We start from the raw sequence: 16,920 nt of genomic DNA, 5'->3' as shown, positions 1-16,920 counted from the left end.
AGTGAACGGTTCAGCGCCGGGTCTCCAATGTTCGTATGAAAAGCCGGTCCTCGATCGTGAGCCGAATCAAGACGGTCCGCGCCTGTATAGACTCAGGATCGGTCCGAACTAGTTGAGGTTACGTTAACCATGTCGCGTTCGGTCGCGAGGCAACGATGCCGCCTCGCCTCTGACGCGCTGGGGCCGGCTGCTTATTGCTGACGAATCACACCTTTTTTCAGGATGATATTGCCATAGAGGCGCCGCTCGCCCGTCGCGACCAAAGCGAAAGCTGCGCGCGCGCGGGCATAAAAGGCGAAGCGTTCGATCTTGCCGAGCAGAAACCCGCTTCCCTCATGCTTGTCGATGGCGGCGCGAAATTCACCGAAAATCGGTTCCTCGGCGTCCGGGTTGCCCACGACCTCCATGACGATCGCCGGATCCGGCACGAAGGTATCGAGCGGCAGCACCGATAGGATGGCATCGAGCACCGCCGTCGCGGAATGGCCATCGAGGCGATGGACAGGCCGCCCCGAGGCCTCGGCTGGGTAATTCGCATCGACGATCACGATATCGTCGCCATGGCCCATGGCCCGCAACGCATGCAACAGGTTGGGCGACAGCAACGGATCAAGGCCTTTGAGCATCTTCTGTCTCCTTGCGCGATCTTCCGGCGACCGGCGCGTGTTGATCTGATAAGCTCGCCAGGTGGGACGAGACGTCGCGGGGATCTGCGATCATCCCGCCTGGGACGCGCGATTTGGGGCGAACTTGAACCAACTTCGCGGCTCTGACAATGAACCTGGACGAAAGGTGTGTGGGCGGGCGCGCCCACCCGGCCTGAGGCTACGCCTGCGCCTTGCGGCGCCGACATCGCGCGCGTCCGGCGCGGTTCACGAATAGGAGAATCATATGCCCTCCAAGCTCGATCAATTGAAGACGATGACGACCGTGGTGGCCGATACGGGCGACCTCGAAGCCGTCCGCAAGTTTCACCCGACCGATTGCACCACAAATCCGAGCCTGATCCTCAAGGCCGCTCAGAGCCCCGCCGGCGCCGAGATCATCAAGGAAGGCATTGTCTGGGGTCGGAGCCACAATGCGGTCGCCAGCCAGATCTGCGATCGGCTCGCTGTGAGTTTCGGCACGGAATTGACCAAGATCGTCCCCGGCCGCGTGTCGACCGAAGTCGATGCCGACCTCTCCTTCGACAAAGACGCCTTAATCGAGAAAGCCCACGCGTTCATCGCCGATTACGAAAGCCGCGGCATCGGGCGGGACCGCATTCTCATCAAGCTCGCGTCGACTTGGGAAGGCATTCAGGCCGCCAAGGTCCTGCAGGCCGAGGGGATCGACTGCAATCTGACGCTGCTGTTTTCGCTAGCTCAGGCTGCCGCCTGCGCGGATTCGAATGTCTTTCTGGTGTCGCCCTTCGTCGGCCGCATCATGGATTTCTACGCCAAGCTGGAAGGCAAGACCTACACGGGCGAGACCGATCCGGGTGTCAAGTCGGTGCGGCAGATCTATGCCTACTTTAAGGCGCATGGCATCAAGACGGTCGTCATGGGCGCATCGTTCCGCAACCTCGACGAGATCGAAGCGCTTGCCGGCTGCGACCGCCTGACCATCGCGCCGCAATGGCTCGAGAAACTCAGTGAGGATCAGGGCACGCTGACCCGCAAGCTCGATCCGAACGCGTCCTTCGTCGATGCGCCCGCCCGCATGACCCTGGACGAAAAGACGTTCAGGCTGCTGATGAACGACGACGCCATGGCGACCGACAAGCTGGCCGAAGGCATCCGGCTCTTCACCAAGGATCTGCATACGTTGCGCGGCATGGTATCGAAGCAACTCGAGAGCGACGTCGATCCGATGCCGGAGGCCCGTATGGCGGCCAGCGGTTCCGGCTCGTAAGACATCATCGTCCCAAAACCACGAACGGCCCGGCCTGGATCACGATCCAGGCCGGGCCGTTTCCCTGAACGGTTGCGCTGCGAAACGCCGGGTCAGGCCTTGCCGATGACCTGCTTCTGAAGGGCGACGAGTTGCCCGATACCGCCTTCGGCCAAGCTCAGCAGCGCGTTCAGCTGCTCCTTGGAAAAGGGCAAGCCTTCTGCCGTCGCCTGCACCTCGACCAGGCCGCCCGACCCGGTGATGACGAAATTCGCATCCGTCTCGGCGCTTGAATCCTCGATGTAGTCGAGATCGAGCACAGCCTCACCCTTGACGATGCCGCATGAGATCGCTGCCACATGGTCGCGAATCGGGCTCTCCTTGACCATGCTGCGGCTCCGCATCCAGGCAAGACAATCATGCAGCGCGACCCAAGCGCCGGTGATCGCAGCCGTCCGGGTGCCGCCGTCGGCCTGGATGACGTCGCAATCGAGCGTGATCTGCCGTTCGCCTAGCCCTTGCAGGTCGACCACCGCCCTTAAGCTGCGGCCGATCAGGCGTTGAATTTCCTGGGTGCGGCCGGAGGGCTTGCCGGACGTCGATTCGCGGCGCGTGCGCGTTGCGGTCGCGCGCGGCAACATGGAATATTCGGCCGTCACCCAGCCGCGACCCTGGCCGCGCAACCATGGCGGCGGCTTGTCTTCGAGCGAAGCCGTGCAGAGCACATGCGTGTCTCCGAACTTGATCAGGCACGAGCCTTCCGCATAGCGCGCCACTTGGCGTTCCATCGAAACGGGTCGCAATTCATCGAAGGTCCGTTTTGACGGCCGCATCTGTCGCTCTCCAAATCACCCGACGTCGGCGACGTCGGAACGCGCGTTTGTAAGGCGGCCCGGACACTGCCGCAATCTATGGCGTGACCCGGTGCGGCGTCGCACGAAGGCTGGGCGAAGCAGGCACGCCATGGCATGGAGGATGTCGTTATTCTGGTGCAACGGATCGCGGCTATGCAAACCAAGTTCGATGTGGTGATCGCCGGCGGGGCTGCCGTGGGGAGTTCCATCGCCTTCCACCTTGCGAGCCATGCGGATTTTTCCGGCAGCATTCTCGTCGTCGAACGCGACCCGACATACGCGACCGCCGCCAGCGCGCTCTCGGCGAGCGGCATCCGCCAGCAGTTCTCAAGCCCGATCAATATCCGGGCGTCGCTGTTCGGCATTCAATTCTTGCGCGACATTGGCACCATCCTCGAGGTGGAGGGAGAGCGACCCGACATCGGCCTGAGGGAAGGCGGCTATCTCACGCTCGCCACGGCAGCCGGCGCATCCGCTCTGCAAGACAATCATCGGCGTCAAGTGGAAGACGGGGCCGACATTCTGCTGCTCGACCCGGAGGCGCTGCAACGACGCTTTCCCTGGCTGACCACCGACGACCTCGCGGCCGGCACCTGGGGCCGCACGGGAGAAGGGTGGTACGACGGATATGGATTGATGCAGGCGTTTCGGCGAAAAGCCCGCTCGCTCGGCGTGACCTATGTGCAGGACCGCGTCGTCGCGATCACGCGGGAGGGCCAACGGATCACCGCCGTCACGTTGGCGAGCGGCGACACCGTGGCATGCGGCACCTTGGTGAATGCGGGCGGCGCGGTGGGCGCCCGCGATCTTGCGGCCGCGGCCGGCGTTCCACTGCCGATCGAGGCGCGCAAGCGGTGCATCTTCACCTTCGTGGCCGAGGATAAGATCGAGAATTGTCCGTTGCTGATCGACCCGACCGGCCTTTACGTCAGGCCGGAAGGTCAAGGCTTTCTCTGCGGCGTGCAGCCGAGCGCCGACCGCGATCCGGAGGCGACGGATTTCGATGTCGACTGGCCCTTGTTCGAGGATGTGATTTGGCCCGGCCTCGCAGCCCGCGTGCCCGCTTTCGAGCGCATCCGTCCCGGCCGCGCCTGGGCGGGCCATTACGACATGAATCTGCATGATCACAACGCGCTTGTCGGTCCCCTGCCCGGCCTCGACAATATGATCCTCGCGGCCGGATTTTCGGGCCACGGCCTGCAGCAATCGCCGGCGGTCGGGCGCGGCGTCGCCGAACTCATCGCAGCCGGACGCTACACCACACTCGATCTCTCCGGCTTCGACCCCGGCCGCGTCGCCCGAGGCGAGACGCTGGTCGAGGCACACATCGTGTAGAGAGCAGTCAACAGAGCGATCTCACGTGACAGCAATCGTGACCGATCGCCGGCTTGATCCCGACACGGGTGTGGTCCACAAAGCCGGCATGCTGAAGCGCTTCTTTGCCTATTACGGGCCTTATCGCAGCCTGTTCCTGGCCGACTTTTCATGCGCGGTTCTCTCCGGTCTGTTGGAGCTTGGCTTTCCGATCGCCGTGAAGGTCTTCGTCGATACGTTGCTGCCGGGCCGGGACTGGGGTCTGATCCTGCTCGCCTCCGCGGGTCTCGTCGCGGTCTACCTGCTCAACACGGGCCTCATGGCCATCGTGACCTATTGGGGCCACAAGCTCGGCATCAATATCGAAACCGAGATGCGGCGGAAGAGCTTCGATCACCTGCAGAAGCTCTCGTTCCGATTTTATGACAACGAGAAGACCGGCCATCTCGTGGCCCGCGTCACCAAGGATCTCGAGGAGATCGGCGAGGTCGCGCATCACGGGCCGGAAGACCTGTTCATCGCCGTCATGACCTTTGCGGGCGCTTTCGTGCTGATGGCCTGGGTCAATCTCGACTTGGCGCTCATCACCGCAGCCGTCGTGCCTCCGATTGCCTGGATCACCAGTCATTACGGGGCCAAGATGACCCATAACTGGCGCCGGCTTTATGGAAGCGTGGCGGCCTTCAACGTCCGTATCGAGGAAAACGTCGGCGGTATGCGGGTCGTCCAGGCTTTCGCCAACGAGGATCACGAGCGCAGCCTCTTCTCGGAGGACAACGCGCGCTATCGCGACACCAAGCTCGAAGCCTATCGCATCATGGCGGCCAACCAGTCGCTATCCTACCTCGGCATGCGGATCATCCAGATGGCCGTGATGGTGGCCGGCACCTGGTTCGTTCTACACGGCCAATTGTCTAACGGCGGCTTCGTCGGCTTCCTGCTTCTGGTCGGCGTATTTCTCCGGCCGATCGATAAGATCAACGCCGTGATCGAAAGCTACCCTAAAGGCATCGCCGGGTTCCGTCGTTACACCGAGTTGCTCGACACCGAACCCGATGTCGCCGACGCGCCCGGCGCTCGCGATATCGATCATTTGCGCGGCGACGTCCGCTTCGAGGATGTGAGCTTCGGCTACACGGCAGGCCGGCCCATTCTGCAGCACGTCGACCTGTCGATCGCGGCGGGCGAAACGGTCGCGTTCGTGGGTCCGTCTGGCGCAGGCAAAACCACGATCTGCTCGCTGTTGCCACGGTTTTACGATGCGACCGGCGGGCGCATCACGATCGATGGAATCAACATCCGGGCCATGACGCTGGCGTCGCTCCGCCGACATATCGGCATCGTGCAACAGGACGTGTTCCTGTTCGGCGGCACCATCCGCGACAACATCGCCTACGGTCGCCTCGGCGCCAGCGACGCGGACATCCTCGATGCAGCCCGTCGGGCTCGGATCGACACCATGATCACCGGCATGCCCGCGGGTCTCGACACGATCGTGGGAGAGCGCGGTGTCAAGCTGTCGGGTGGCCAGAAGCAGCGGATCGCCATCGCGCGCATGTTCCTGAAAAACCCGCCCATCCTGATCCTAGACGAAGCCACCTCGGCGCTCGATACCGAAACCGAACGCGCCATCCAGCGCTCGCTTGCGGAGTTGTCGCAGGGGCGGACGACGCTGGTGATCGCGCATCGGCTGGCCACGATCCAGAATGCCGACCGGATCGTCGTGATCGATGGAGCCGGCATCGACGAGCAGGGCCGACATGCTGAGCTTCTGGCGCGCAACAGCAGTTATCGCAGGTTGCATGACGCGCAATATGGCATCGCCGGTAACGTTCCGGCTCATTGACGCTCCGCACCCGCGGCTTACAACACGACACCCGCAGGGCCGCGCGGGACGAATTGGGAGATGGTCATGATCTATGTCGTCGCAACCATAACGGTGCGGTCGGAACACCGCGCCGACTTTCTCGAGAATGCCCGGACCGTGATCGGCGCCAGCGTGAAAGAGGCAGAGTGCCACTCCTACGATCTTCTCAGCAGCATCACCGAGCCGAACTGTTTCGTGTTCGTGGAGCGTTGGGGCTCGCGCGAGGCTCTCGCCCAGCATTTCGAGACCCCTCACCTCAAGGCCTGGCAACGCGTGTCGGCCGACTTTGTCGAGAAGGTCAAGGTCGAAATTATTTCGCCCGATCATGTCGAGACGCTTTGACATGAGCCGCGATGCTGAAGGAACGACAGTGATGGCGCGTGCGATAGCCGTGAAGGCCCAGCATGAGTTTGGGGCCGCCATGCCGGCCGATACGGTGGTGCTGGATTTTGCCGACCGGAACCGACCCGGACTGAAGACGAGCGGCGTGCGCGGCCTCGCGATCGAATTCGACCTTCCGGAGGCCATCATGCTGCGTGGCGGCGATGCCCTCGTGCTCGATGACGGTCGCCTTGTGGACGTCGTCGCCGCACCGGAACAGCTCATCGAACTTCGCAGTCGAACGCCCGGCGATCTCGTTCGGGCCGCCTTGCAAATCGGCAGTCAGCATCTTGCGGCGCAGGTGCTGCCGAACGGGATCCGCCTCCGCCCCGATGCCGCCATCGAGACGGTGCTGGCAGCGCTCGGGGTCAAGATCACGTCGATCGAGACGTCTTTCGATCCCGAGGGCGGCGCCTATGCGGCGGCGGCTCACGACCATGATCATCACGACCATGCCGGCCATGATCATCATGGGCATGACCATTCAGGTCACGGTCACGGACACGAGGCGCACGGCCATAAGGCTGACGACCACAAGCACCACGACCACGATCACGGCGGTCATGACCACGATCATCATCATCCACACGACTGAAGCGCGGGTTCCTTTTTGCGACGTCGCTCCGCGCTGAGGCGCTGCCGGCCCAACGTCTCAGCGCGCCCTTGCTACAGCTTGCCACGCGAACGTCTCTGGAACCGTTCAAAACCCGAAGCGTTCGCGACATGAGTTGGCACGCTGCATGAGCGCGCCGATCTTAGCCGTAACATATGACCGGTTGGGGGTGGCTCGGTGAGGACCGATCCGCGCCGCCACCGGAAACGACGGGCAGCGTGAGCATGAGCAAAGATCCGGATACCGGCGAACCCGTCACGATCAAGCCGTATGAGGCGCCCTCCGGGGGGTGGGGATCGGTCAAGTCGCTTGTCGACATCTTGCCTCGCGAAGGTTCGCTGTTGCGGAGCGGCACCGCCCTGCTGCTGCAGAACAAGCCCAACGGCTTCGTTTGCCCGAGTTGCGCCTGGGCCAAACCCGAAAAGCCCAACACGTTCGAGTTTTGCGAGAATGGCGCGAAGGCGACCGCCTGGGAGATGACGCCAAAGACGGTCACGCCGGCCTTCTTCCGGCAGCATACGGTCAGCGAGTTGCTGACGTGGCCCGACTATAACCTCGAAGAAGCCGGTCGCCTCACGCATCCGATGCGCTACGACCCCGAAACCGACCGCTATCGACCCGTGTCGTGGGGCGATGCTTTCGCCGAAATCGGACGTGAACTGCGCGCCTGCGATCCGAAAGCGGTCGTGCTGTATCTCTCCGGCCGCGCGTCGCTCGAAGCTTCCTACATGTACGCTCTGTTCGGCCGCCTGATGGGCACCAACAATTTCCCGGATAGCTCGAACATGTGCCACGAGAGCACGTCGGTCGCGCTTCCGGCGAGCATCGGCTCACCCGTCGGCACCGTCGATCTCGAGGATTTCGAGAAGACCGATTGCATTATGTTCTTCGGTCAAAATGTCGGGACCAGCAGCCCGCGCATGCTGCACCAATTGCAGGATGCTCGGAAGCGCGGCGTGCCGATCATCACCTTCAACCCGCTGAAAGAACGCGGGCTGCTCACCTTCACCAATCCGCAATCGCCGACCGAGATGCTCAGCGGCGAATCCACCCGCATCAGCACGCAATATCATCAGGTCAAAGCCGGCGGCGATCTCGCGGCCGTCATGGGCCTGTGCAAAGCCATCGTGGCGGCAGACGATGCGGCGATCGCTTCGGGTGATCCGCGAATTTTAGATGTCGACTTCATCGCGACCCACACGCATGGCTTCGAGGACTTCGCAGCCGAGACGCGGCGTCATGACTGGGCCGACCTCGAGCGTCAGTCCGGCCTCACGCGGAAGAACCTGGAGGCAGCAGCCGCCGTCTACATGCGCTCGTCTGCCGTGATGGGCGTCTATGGCATGGGGCTGACACAACATCGGACCGGTGTCGAAAACTGCCAGATGCTCATCAACCTGCTGCTGTTGCGAGGGAATATCGGCAAGGCCGGGGCCGGCATCTGCCCGGTGCGCGGCCATTCCAACGTGCAAGGCCAGCGCACCGTCGGCATCACCGAAAAGCCTGAACTCGTCCCGATGGATAAGCTGCGCGAACTCTACAAATTCGAGCCCCCGCACGACAAGGGCCTCAACACCGTGGAGGCCTGCGAAGGCATTCTCAAGGGCGACGTCAAGGCGTTCATCGGGCTCGGCGGCAACTTCATCCGCGCCATCCCAGAGACAGATGCGATCGAAGCGGCGTGGAGCCGCATTCGGCTGAGTGTGCAGATCTCGACCAAGCTGAACCGCGCCCACTTGATCCGGGGCGAGGTCTCTTACATTCTTCCGTGTCTCGCGCGAACCGACATCGATTTGCAGAAAACCGGCAAACAGGCGGTCGCGATCGAGGACAGTACAGCCTTCATCCATGGTTCGCGGGGCGTCCGCACCCCGGTGTCCAAGGATCTTCTGTCCGAACCGCGTATTGTCGCGGAAATGGCTAAGGCGACATTGCCACCCAATCCCCACATCGATTGGGACGCATGGTGCGACGACTATGCGCTCGTTCGCGACAAGATCGAGGCGACCTACCCCGAGCAGTTCAAGGACTTCAACGCTCGGATGTTCAAGCCCGGCGGGTTCCCGCGTCCGGTACCGGCGCGTAATCGGGTCTGGAAGACAAAGACAGGCAAAGCCAATTTCATCGTCCCGCGCGGTCTCGATGAGAACCCCGATATGCCGTCCGACAGCATCGATGTGTTGCGGTTGATGACGCTCCGCAGCAACGACCAGTTCAATACGACGATCTATGGATATGACGATCGTTTTCGCGGCGTGAAAGGAACTCGCAAGATCGTGTTCATGAACCAGCATGACATCGATCGCCTTGCCCTGAAGGATGGCGATATCGTGACGCTCACGACGATCGCGGCCGATATGAAGCGCGAGGTGTCCGGCCTTCGGATCATCGCCTATGACATCCCGGAAGGCTGCTGCGGCGGCTACTACCCCGAATGCAACCCGTTGATCCCGCTCTGGCACCATGCCGAGCACAGCAAGGTGCCGGCTGCAAAATCGATTCCGGTTACCATCTCGTTGAGCGTGTAACACTGCCATTGCCTGCGCGATGGAACGTGACAAGGCCGCGACGTTGGTCTAAGCACGAGGCCATGGCGCAGATCTTTTCCTCAACCTGGTTTTATGGCTATCCGAGGCCACAGGCGGAGGTAGGGGTGCGCGTGCTTTAGACAAAGCCAAAACGACCATCTCAAACAGCCGCCAGACCATCTGGCGGCTTTTTTTATGCCGCCGGATGCCTCACCCAACAGGATCCCGGCCATGCTTCCCTCGCCCGACGATACCCGCATTCGTTCCATTCAGGCGCTCTCGACCCCCGCCGAGGTAATGCGCGAATTTCCCCGCACGCCTGCCGCGACCGCAACGGTGTTGCGGACCCGCGACGCTCTGCATGACATTCTGCACGGTCGCGATGACCGCCTCGCCGTGATCGTCGGTCCCTGCTCGATCCACGATCCTCATGCGGCGCTCGATTATGCGGCCCGGCTCAACGACGAACAGCAGCGCCTCGACGATCGGCTCGTTCTGGTCATGCGGGTCTATTTCGAGAAGCCGCGCACCACCGTCGGCTGGAAGGGACTGATCAACGATCCCGATCTCGACGGCAGCTTCAATGTCGAGAAGGGGCTTAGGCTCGCTCGAAGCCTGCTGGTCGACATCAACAGCATGGGGCTGGCGGCGGGTTGCGAGTTTCTCGACATGACGACACCGCAATATCTGGCCGATCTCGTCGGTTGGGGCGCGATCGGCGCCCGCACGACAGAGAGCCAGGTCCACCGAGAGCTGAGCTCGGGCCTGTCATGCCCGGTCGGGTTCAAGAATGGCACGGATGGGAATGTTCGCATCGCGCTCGACGCGATGCGCGCAGCCGCCGACCCGCACCATTTTCTAGCGGTCACGAAGGATGGACGCGCGGCCGTCGCGGCCACGACCGGCAATCCGGATTGCCACATCATCCTGCGCGGCGGGCGCGGGCCGAATTTCGATGCCGCGAGCGTCGCGGCCGCAGCACAGGTCGCGGCGCAATGCGGCTTGCCGGTCCGCATCATGATCGACGCGAGCCATGCCAACAGCGCCAAGAAACCCGAGAACCAACCGCTCGTGATCGCCGATGTGGCGGCACAAATCGCGTCGGGCGATCGGCGCATCATGGGCGCCATGGTCGAAAGCCATCTCGTCGCCGGTCGGCAGGAGCTCGTGCCCGGTCAACCGCTCGTCTACGGCCAGAGCATCACGGACGGCTGTATCGACTGGACCACAACGGTGAGGGTTCTCGACGATCTAGCCGATGGGGTGACCCGCCGTCGTCAAAACGCGCGGCTTCAGTCGGTCATGACCAGCGCCCAGAACGTCTTATAGCGCGTTCCCGGCGCGCTGGCGGCCGCAACCCCGATGCGCCGCATCGGGGCATACACCAGGTTGGCGTTATGAGGCGCCGACCGCCGCCAACCGGCGAGCGCGTCCGATAGGCTGGCATAGCCGGCCGAGACATTCTCGACCGAGGCCCCGCGCGAGCGTCCGAAAACCGCAAGCCGGGTCGGCAGCGACCCTGCCACCGTGTGGCTGAGTTGATTGGCCGAGGCCATCGCATCGGCCTGCGCCTGAGCGACGCGTTGCAGAGCCGTGTCGGTGCCGACGCTTGTGAGCCCATGCTGCCGTCGATAGTCGGAGACGAGCACACTCGCTTCAGCCTGATCGACCGGCAGGACGGTGGTCGACCCATGCTCGATGGGCCCGAGCGAGGGCAGCACGCCACTCGAACACCCCGCCAAAAGGCCGACCGTCACACTCAACAGCGCGAGGCGGCCAACCCTCATCATGCTCAAAAGCAGGATCTCACTTCAGGAACACGTAGATGTCGACCTCGAGCGAATTGTCGTCGGACGTCTTGACCTGATCGAGATATTCCTCGGCAAACATGTTTTTTGCCTCGAGACCCTTCTCGTCGAGATAGGCCGTGATGGCCTCGTAGGTGGAGTCGATGTCGTCATAGGAACCGCGATGCTGGAACCGCATCGCCTTGCCGGACGGCGTTTCACCGATCGACACGGTCGGGGTCAGCTCGGTCTTGCCCTCCGGCGCTTTGTCGATCGGGATCATGGCCGAGAATTTGAACCCCGAATCATCGGTTTCCGTGAAGACCGCGAGTGGGCGACCCGCGCCCGCGATCTTGTTCTGGGCCAGAGCCGCGTTGAGGGTTGCGAAAGCCTCGGTGATCGATTTGAAGCCCTCGTCCCATGTGGCTTTGCCGGAGATCACCACGGCGGGCCGTGCCGGTAACGTCATGGTTTGGCTGATCGACGTGTCGGGCGGGGTCTTGTCGGGGGAGGTCGCCTCCGTCTTGGGTGCAGGCGCAGCCGGTGTGGGGACGGCAGGTGTGGGTGAGACAGGGGCTGCAGCCGCCGGAGGGACAGCCGGAGAAGCGACCGGCGTCGAGGGAGCAGGAGCGACCGGCGGCGTCACGGCTGGCGTCGCGGGTGCCTGGGCCTGAACGGGCGGAGCGGAGGTCGTGTCCTGGCTTGCAGGCGCTGGCGTCGCGACCGACTGCGCCAGGGCAGGAGCGATCGGCGTCGCCGCCAGGATCAAGGACGTGAGCAGCCGAGCAGCCTGCCGTGTTGTCGTCTTACTCATGAACCGCCTCATATGAACGTCCCATCCCGCCGCCGGACCGGCTTGCGCCGCAATCTACCGAAGAAGCCTTGCGTCGCACAATGGCGCCGAGCGAAACGAGATCCTTACGAAGCCTTTTGAACGCTGCGGCTTTTGGGTCTATGTCCGCACCATATCTGTTCGGACCAGGACTCCAGAATCATGACCGACACCAGCCATAACGCGATCCGCATCGAAAAAGACTCGCTCGGCGAGGTCCAAGTCCCGGCCGATCATCTCTGGGGGGCGCAGACACAGCGCTCGCTGACTTATTTTCCGATTGGCGTCGAGCGCTTCCAGTGGCGGCGTCCTGTCGTCCGCGCGCTCGGCGTCCTGAAGAAATGCGCCGCACTCGCCAATCTCGACCTCGGGCAATTGCCGGACTCAAAGGTCAAGCTGATCGTCCAGGCCGCTCAGGAGGTGATCGATGGTCGCTGGGACGCGGAATTCCCGCTCGTCGTGTTTCAAACGGGTTCAGGCACGCAGACCAATATGAACGCAAATGAAGTGATCGCCAACCGCGCGATCGCGATCGCGGGCGGGATGCTCGGCTCCAAGACGCCGATCCATCCGAACGACGACGTGAATCACGGCCAGTCCTCGAACGATGCCTTCCCGACCGTGATGCATATCGCCGCCGTCGAAGAGATCGAGCGCGACCTGATCCCCGCCGTGACGGCCCTGCGTGAGACACTCGCCAGCAAGGCCGCTGAATTCGCCGACGTCGTGATGGTCGGTCGCACCCATCTGCAAGATGCGACGCCTCTCACCCTGCAGCAGGTCATGTCGGGCTGGGTGTCGCAACTGGATGACGCCATCGAGGGCGTACGTCGCACCCTGCCCGGCCTCTATGCCCTGGCGATCGGGGGCACCGCCGTCGGCACCGGCCTCAACGCGCATCCCCAGTTCGGCGATGTCGCAGCCGCCAAGATCGCGACGGAGACCGGCCAACCCTTCTGTTCCGCGCCCAACAAATTCGCGGCCCTCTCGGCGCACGACGCGGTGGTGGCCGCAAGCGCCACGCTCCGCACGCTCGCCGGGGCCTGTATGAAGATCGCCAACGACGTGCGGTGGTACGCCTGCGGACCGCGCGCCGGCTTCAACGAATTGACGATCCCCGAGAATGAGCCCGGCTCGTCGATCATGCCGGGCAAGATCAACCCGACCCAATGCGAAGCCCTCACGATGGTGGCCGTTCAGGTGTTCGGCAACGATCATGCGGTGGCATTCGCGGGCTCGCAGGGCAATTTCCAGCTCAACGTGTTCAAGCCGGTGATGCTGCACAACCTGCTCGAATCGATCATGCTGCTATCCGACGCCTGCCGCGCCTTCGACGAGCATTGCGCGCGGGGCATCGAGCCGAACCGCAAGAAGATTGCCAGCAACCTCGAAAACTCGCTGATGCTCGTGACGGCACTCAACCCGCATATCGGTTACGAGAAGGCCGCCAAAATCTCAATGCTGGCCTATAAGGAGGATATCAGCCTTCGCGAGGCGGCGCTGACGCTCGGTTTCGTGACGGACGCGCAATTCGACGAATGGGTGAAGCCGCAAGAGATGACCGAAGCTCGGCTCTGAGCCGAGCCGGCACCTCTCGTCACTTGCGTCGCGACTTGGTCACGCGCGGAGGATATCGAGCCGAAACTGCTTTGAAGCCTTAGGGTGTGTCATGTCTTGGGAGGGAGCCTTGATCCGGCGCGGCCTGATGTCCGTGGTTTTGCTGCTGACATTGGCGACGAGCGTAGGAGCGGCCGAACGGATCAAGCTGCCGTTATTCGGCGTCAGCCTGGTTCTACCGGAGGGCTGGATCGGCAAGGTCCCTCCTGCGCCGGACGTGATCAAGGCAGACAAACATACGTTTCAGACCCAGATCGAAGCCTCTTGCACGTCGGCCGCCTGTGCGATCAGCCAGGACACATGCGAGGTGATGACCTACGACGACATCATCGATCTGTGGGATATCGCCAGCAACGCTCTGCTGTTTCCGACGAAAGGCAGCATGGACGAGACGACGCAGATCATCCTCAAGAAAACGAGCAAAGGCGCCACCGTGGCCAAGCCGCTCGGGCGGGAGGTTTTGGGTCAAAACACGTGGTTCACGCTCGAGACAACGGCTGCGCGCGGCTTCAAGTCGGTTCTGCACGCGCGGGCCGTGGTGCACGGTCGGTTTTTGTGGGCGCTCTGCCGAACCTGTGCGACCGGAGAAAGCCGCTTTCAAACAGCCAGAGCGTTGCTGGCCTCGATCATGGTCGACGCGCCATGAGCTTGCGTCGTCCGAACGCGTTCACGACAGTCCGCACGATCGCGGCGCTCTGCTTGATCGCGGTTCCGATCCAAGCTCGGGCCGAGGTGCCACCGAACGGCGTTGCGGCCATGACGACGGCTTATGCAGCCATGGACGCCCGCGCGCGGCAGACACGCGCCAAGGGAACGCTGCCGCGCTGGTCGGTCGTGAGCGACAGGGCCGTGTTGGAGCAGGTGTGGAACGCGCCCGCGATCCTTGGGACACCGCCCTACACGGCGAAAGATGTGCCTTTGTTGATCGGCATCGGCGAACAGCAAAGCGCGATCTACAAGACCTACGTCTTGTTTTCGGCCAATCCGACCACCTTGCCGGATATGGCGCAAAACTCCACTCTGTTTCAAGACGAGATCACCCGCGCAAGCATCATGACCACGATGACCTTGGCGGCAGAAGCCGAGGCGATCGGCGACTTTATCGTCCACCTCCCGCCCGACCAGATGACGGACGTGCGCCGCCAGGGTCTCAAGGGATTTCGGTTGGGTATGCTGGAGTTGATATCGGGCTTTACGCTCATGCTTCGAAGCCCATCGTTGACGACCGATAATCGCGCGCTCTTGATCGATAGTCTTGCGGCTGAGGCTCCGGCTCTCGCCGCAGCGGCGCCGCGCGGCGATCGATCGGCATTCGTCGCGACGGTCAACACGGTGATCCCGTCGCTTCCGCCCGATCGTCAGTCCAAAATGGCGGTCTTCGTCAAAGCCATGTCGACCGACACCTGCGAGGGTCTTTGCGCCATCCCGTGACGAGCGTCGGACGGCAGCGATCAGACGGGAGCGGTGTTCTGAGGGCTGGCCACGGGATCGGACGATAGCGGTGGCGCAACGCCCTCCTGCGATCCGACCTTGTGCGTCATCAGCAGCATCTCGGCCGCCAGAGTCTTGATCGTCTCGCGAAGCGCCGCAAGATCATCGACGCGGTCTGACAAAGGAGCGACGTTTTCCAGCTTGGCGTCGCGCTCCTGCTCGAGCGCTTGCACCCGCCTCTTGGCTTCGACCAGCGCGTCCTGCACAATCACAAGCTCGTGACTTTGGTCGGCCAAGCGGGACGCAAGCTCAGCCATCTGCGCGGCTTGAGCCGCAAACCGCCGCTCACCGTCGAGGGCGCTGGTGCGCGCGATGTCGAGGTCGGCCTGAAGCTCGTCGCGCTTGCCGCTTAGCATCGCGATCTCGGCCCGCGCGGCACCGAGATCGAGCGTCACGGCTGCAATCTGGGTTCGCGCATCACTGAACTGCCGGGCCGCGGTAACATTTTTGGCCATCAAAGCCCTCATGCGGAGATCATGTCCCGTGCCGCGCATCTCGAGCCCCTCGATGATGCCGCTCTGCTGGTCGATCAGCGCCTCAGCGGCCGCCAACCGCGCCTCGATGCCCCGGAGAATCGCGAGACGCCGTTCGCCGACGCCCAGCGCATCATGCAGCATCTGCATTTCTAGCCCAAGCGTCGCCCGTGCCTCGTGAGCATCGAGCGTCGTCATCTCAAGATTTCGCTGCAGGACCTCGGCCCGCGCCAACACGCGCGCATGCTCCTCGTTCAGCGTCTTTAACTGGACCGAGAACCGACCGGCTTCGCTCATTGCCTTGGCCTTGTCGCCGACCAGACGTTCAATCCGCTGCTCGAGCCGACGCGCCGTGACAGCGTGAGCGGCTCTAATCTGGTCGCGATTGGCCGCAATCTCATCCATCGAGAGCGGCACCAGCATCTGCAGCCGCCGTGTCGCCAAGCGAACCGCGCGACGCGACACGATGGGCAGCATCAGCAGAGACAACAAGCTGGCGATCAGAAAGCCAAGCGCGAAGATCATCGCCTGTTCGATCACGCCCGATTTAACCTCACGCCTCGCCAAGCCGCAGCGTCCGAGACCGTAGACCGGTCTCGGGTCGAGCCGTCTTCATGGCACGCGACGGCGACGGCTAGAAGGGGTTCCACGTCGATTGCGTCGTGAACTTCAAATAGGAGAGATTGATGCCGAGCCGTGCGCCGACGCCGGAGCGGATTGGGACGACGACGATGTTCTGGTCCGTCAGAGCCGTAAAGCCGAAACCGCCGACGAAATAAGCCGATCCGTCGAGGCCAGGAAACCGGCGGAAAATCGCGCGCGTCGCCGGCAGATTATAAACCAGCATCATCGTGCGATCGCCATCGCCGCCGACATCGAACCCGATGGAGGGACCCTGCCAGTAGACACGCTGGTCGCCAGCATTGCGGGTATACATGACGCCTTCGCCGTAGCGAACGCCGCCGATGAAGGCGCCAGACGCCTCCTGCCCCAAGATATAGCCGTTCGGCTGACCCCAGCGACGGCCGGCTTCCTCGACCGCTTGTGCCAAGCCGCGCGACACGGATCCAAAAAACTTATGGCCGCTCTCGACCAATTCACCGGTTGAAAAACGCTGCGGGCGCTCGTCGCCTTGATAGGCGAAGGCCGGCCCCAGGCCTGCACTCATCAGCACCGAGGCCGAACCGATCATCACCTCACGCCGCGACAATCCAACCATGTTGGTCTCCAAAGGCACAGCTTACATCGATCCAGACTGGCCGAAACGCTCTTGGGACGTGAACATGTCGGC

At 62.9% G+C, this 16,920-nt stretch carries 16 protein-coding genes; 10 read left to right on the top strand and 6 right to left on the bottom strand.

All coding sequences use genetic code 11. The features are described 5' to 3' along the window. Nucleotides 1-191: 191 nt before the first annotated feature. Nucleotides 192-626: an RbsD/FucU family protein gene (locus EY713_RS09700; protein ID WP_131114606.1), complete on the bottom strand. Its 435-nt coding sequence runs from the start codon at nt 624-626 to the stop codon at nt 192-194. Nucleotides 627-891: 265 nt separating this feature from the next. Here EY713_RS09700 and tal point away from each other — a divergent pair, with 265 nt between their 5' ends. Then, nucleotides 892-1,893 (top strand): transaldolase, encoded by a 1,002-nt coding sequence (gene tal, locus EY713_RS09695; RefSeq protein WP_131114605.1) that lies wholly within the window; start codon nt 892-894, stop codon nt 1,891-1,893. Between the two features lie 92 nt (nt 1,894-1,985). On the opposite strand, the gene rph is transcribed toward tal, so the two are convergent. Beyond that, complete coding sequence (gene rph / locus EY713_RS09690) at nt 1,986-2,705, bottom strand: ribonuclease PH (RefSeq protein WP_131114604.1); 720 nt, start codon at nt 2,703-2,705, stop codon at nt 1,986-1,988. A 135-nt stretch (nt 2,706-2,840) separates the two neighbouring features. On the opposite strand from rph, the gene EY713_RS09685 reads away from it, so the two are divergent. From EY713_RS09685 to EY713_RS09660, 6 genes are all read left to right on the top strand, one after another. Beyond that, nucleotides 2,841-4,061, top strand: coding sequence for an NAD(P)/FAD-dependent oxidoreductase (locus EY713_RS09685; RefSeq protein ID WP_131114603.1), 1,221 nt, complete (start codon nt 2,841-2,843; stop codon nt 4,059-4,061). 88 nt (nt 4,062-4,149) lie between these two features. Then, nucleotides 4,150-5,886 (top strand): ABC transporter ATP-binding protein, encoded by a 1,737-nt coding sequence (locus EY713_RS09680; protein WP_131119516.1) that lies wholly within the window; start codon nt 4,150-4,152, stop codon nt 5,884-5,886. Nucleotides 5,887-5,952: 66 nt separating this feature from the next. Further along, the gene (locus tag EY713_RS09675) at nt 5,953-6,249 is read left to right on the top strand and encodes a putative quinol monooxygenase (RefSeq protein WP_165491084.1); all 297 of its coding nucleotides are present in this window, start codon (nt 5,953-5,955) and stop codon (nt 6,247-6,249) included. A gap of 31 nt (nt 6,250-6,280) precedes the next feature. Next, nucleotides 6,281-6,883, top strand: a complete 603-nt coding sequence (locus EY713_RS09670) for an urease accessory protein UreE (RefSeq protein ID WP_131114601.1) — start codon at nt 6,281-6,283, stop codon at nt 6,881-6,883. Between the two features lie 242 nt (nt 6,884-7,125). Then, nucleotides 7,126-9,429: an FdhF/YdeP family oxidoreductase gene (locus EY713_RS09665; protein ID WP_131119514.1), complete on the top strand. Its 2,304-nt coding sequence runs from the start codon at nt 7,126-7,128 to the stop codon at nt 9,427-9,429. A gap of 231 nt (nt 9,430-9,660) precedes the next feature. Beyond that, entirely contained in the window at nt 9,661-10,758 is a 1,098-nt protein-coding gene (locus EY713_RS09660; RefSeq protein WP_131114600.1) for a 3-deoxy-7-phosphoheptulonate synthase, read from the top strand. Here the strand turns inward: EY713_RS09660 and EY713_RS09655 are convergent. After that, nucleotides 10,722-11,219, bottom strand: coding sequence for a CAP domain-containing protein (locus EY713_RS09655; RefSeq protein WP_245572992.1), 498 nt, complete (start codon nt 11,217-11,219; stop codon nt 10,722-10,724). The genes EY713_RS09660 and EY713_RS09655 overlap by 37 nt on opposite strands. 16 nt (nt 11,220-11,235) lie before the next feature. Beyond that, nucleotides 11,236-12,030 (bottom strand): GyrI-like domain-containing protein, encoded by a 795-nt coding sequence (locus EY713_RS09650; RefSeq protein ID WP_131114598.1) that lies wholly within the window; start codon nt 12,028-12,030, stop codon nt 11,236-11,238. 180 nt (nt 12,031-12,210) lie between these two features. On the opposite strand from EY713_RS09650, the gene fumC reads away from it, so the two are divergent. The 3 genes from fumC to EY713_RS09635 all read left to right on the top strand — a co-directional run bounded on the left by fumC (nt 12,211) and on the right by EY713_RS09635 (nt 15,096). Then, nucleotides 12,211-13,626 carry a class II fumarate hydratase gene (gene fumC / locus EY713_RS09645; RefSeq protein ID WP_131114597.1) on the top strand — a complete coding sequence of 472 codons (1,416 nt, stop codon included), beginning with the start codon at nt 12,211-12,213 and terminating at the stop codon, nt 13,624-13,626. A gap of 91 nt (nt 13,627-13,717) precedes the next feature. Next, nucleotides 13,718-14,311 carry a hypothetical protein gene (locus EY713_RS09640; protein WP_131114596.1) on the top strand — a complete coding sequence of 198 codons (594 nt, stop codon included), beginning with the start codon at nt 13,718-13,720 and terminating at the stop codon, nt 14,309-14,311. Further along, nucleotides 14,308-15,096, top strand: a complete 789-nt coding sequence (locus EY713_RS09635; protein WP_131114595.1) for a hypothetical protein — start codon at nt 14,308-14,310, stop codon at nt 15,094-15,096. Before EY713_RS09640 ends, EY713_RS09635 begins: the two co-directional genes overlap by 4 nt. Nucleotides 15,097-15,116: 20 nt before the next feature. On the opposite strand, the gene EY713_RS09630 is transcribed toward EY713_RS09635, so the two are convergent. Then, nucleotides 15,117-16,169, bottom strand: a complete 1,053-nt coding sequence (locus EY713_RS09630) for a coiled-coil domain-containing protein (RefSeq protein WP_131114594.1) — start codon at nt 16,167-16,169, stop codon at nt 15,117-15,119. A gap of 94 nt (nt 16,170-16,263) precedes the next feature. Then, nucleotides 16,264-16,848 (bottom strand): DUF1134 domain-containing protein, encoded by a 585-nt coding sequence (locus EY713_RS09625; protein ID WP_131114593.1) that lies wholly within the window; start codon nt 16,846-16,848, stop codon nt 16,264-16,266. Nucleotides 16,849-16,920 lie beyond the last annotated feature (72 nt).

The sequence above is a fragment of the Lichenihabitans psoromatis genome (assembly GCF_004323635.1).
In the GTDB taxonomy this organism is placed as follows: Bacteria; Pseudomonadota; Alphaproteobacteria; order Rhizobiales; family Beijerinckiaceae; genus Lichenihabitans; species Lichenihabitans psoromatis.
The sequence above is the reverse complement of the archived record's forward strand: the minus strand, read 5'-3'. Positions and strand labels throughout refer to the sequence as shown.

Bases quoted from the DNA above. Each gene is read 5' to 3' on its own strand.
- EY713_RS09700 (WP_131114606.1), bottom strand. From the start codon at position 626: ATGCTCAAAGGCCTTGATCCGTTGCTGTCGCCCAACCTGTTGCATGCG.
- tal (WP_131114605.1), top strand. From the start codon at position 892: ATGCCCTCCAAGCTCGATCAATTGAAGACGATGACGACCGTGGTGGCC.
- rph (WP_131114604.1), bottom strand. From the start codon at position 2,705: ATGCGGCCGTCAAAACGGACCTTCGATGAATTGCGACCCGTTTCGATG.
- EY713_RS09685 (WP_131114603.1), top strand. From the start codon at position 2,841: ATGGAGGATGTCGTTATTCTGGTGCAACGGATCGCGGCTATGCAAACC.
- EY713_RS09680 (WP_131119516.1), top strand. From the start codon at position 4,150: ATGCTGAAGCGCTTCTTTGCCTATTACGGGCCTTATCGCAGCCTGTTC.
- EY713_RS09675 (WP_165491084.1), top strand. From the start codon at position 5,953: ATGATCTATGTCGTCGCAACCATAACGGTGCGGTCGGAACACCGCGCC.
- EY713_RS09670 (WP_131114601.1), top strand. From the start codon at position 6,281: ATGGCGCGTGCGATAGCCGTGAAGGCCCAGCATGAGTTTGGGGCCGCC.
- EY713_RS09665 (WP_131119514.1), top strand. From the start codon at position 7,126: ATGAGCAAAGATCCGGATACCGGCGAACCCGTCACGATCAAGCCGTAT.
- EY713_RS09660 (WP_131114600.1), top strand. From the start codon at position 9,661: ATGCTTCCCTCGCCCGACGATACCCGCATTCGTTCCATTCAGGCGCTC.
- EY713_RS09655 (WP_245572992.1), bottom strand. From the start codon at position 11,219: ATGATGAGGGTTGGCCGCCTCGCGCTGTTGAGTGTGACGGTCGGCCTT.
- EY713_RS09650 (WP_131114598.1), bottom strand. From the start codon at position 12,030: ATGAGTAAGACGACAACACGGCAGGCTGCTCGGCTGCTCACGTCCTTG.
- fumC (WP_131114597.1), top strand. From the start codon at position 12,211: ATGACCGACACCAGCCATAACGCGATCCGCATCGAAAAAGACTCGCTC.
- EY713_RS09640 (WP_131114596.1), top strand. From the start codon at position 13,718: ATGTCTTGGGAGGGAGCCTTGATCCGGCGCGGCCTGATGTCCGTGGTT.
- EY713_RS09635 (WP_131114595.1), top strand. From the start codon at position 14,308: ATGAGCTTGCGTCGTCCGAACGCGTTCACGACAGTCCGCACGATCGCG.
- EY713_RS09625 (WP_131114593.1), bottom strand. From the start codon at position 16,848: ATGGTTGGATTGTCGCGGCGTGAGGTGATGATCGGTTCGGCCTCGGTG.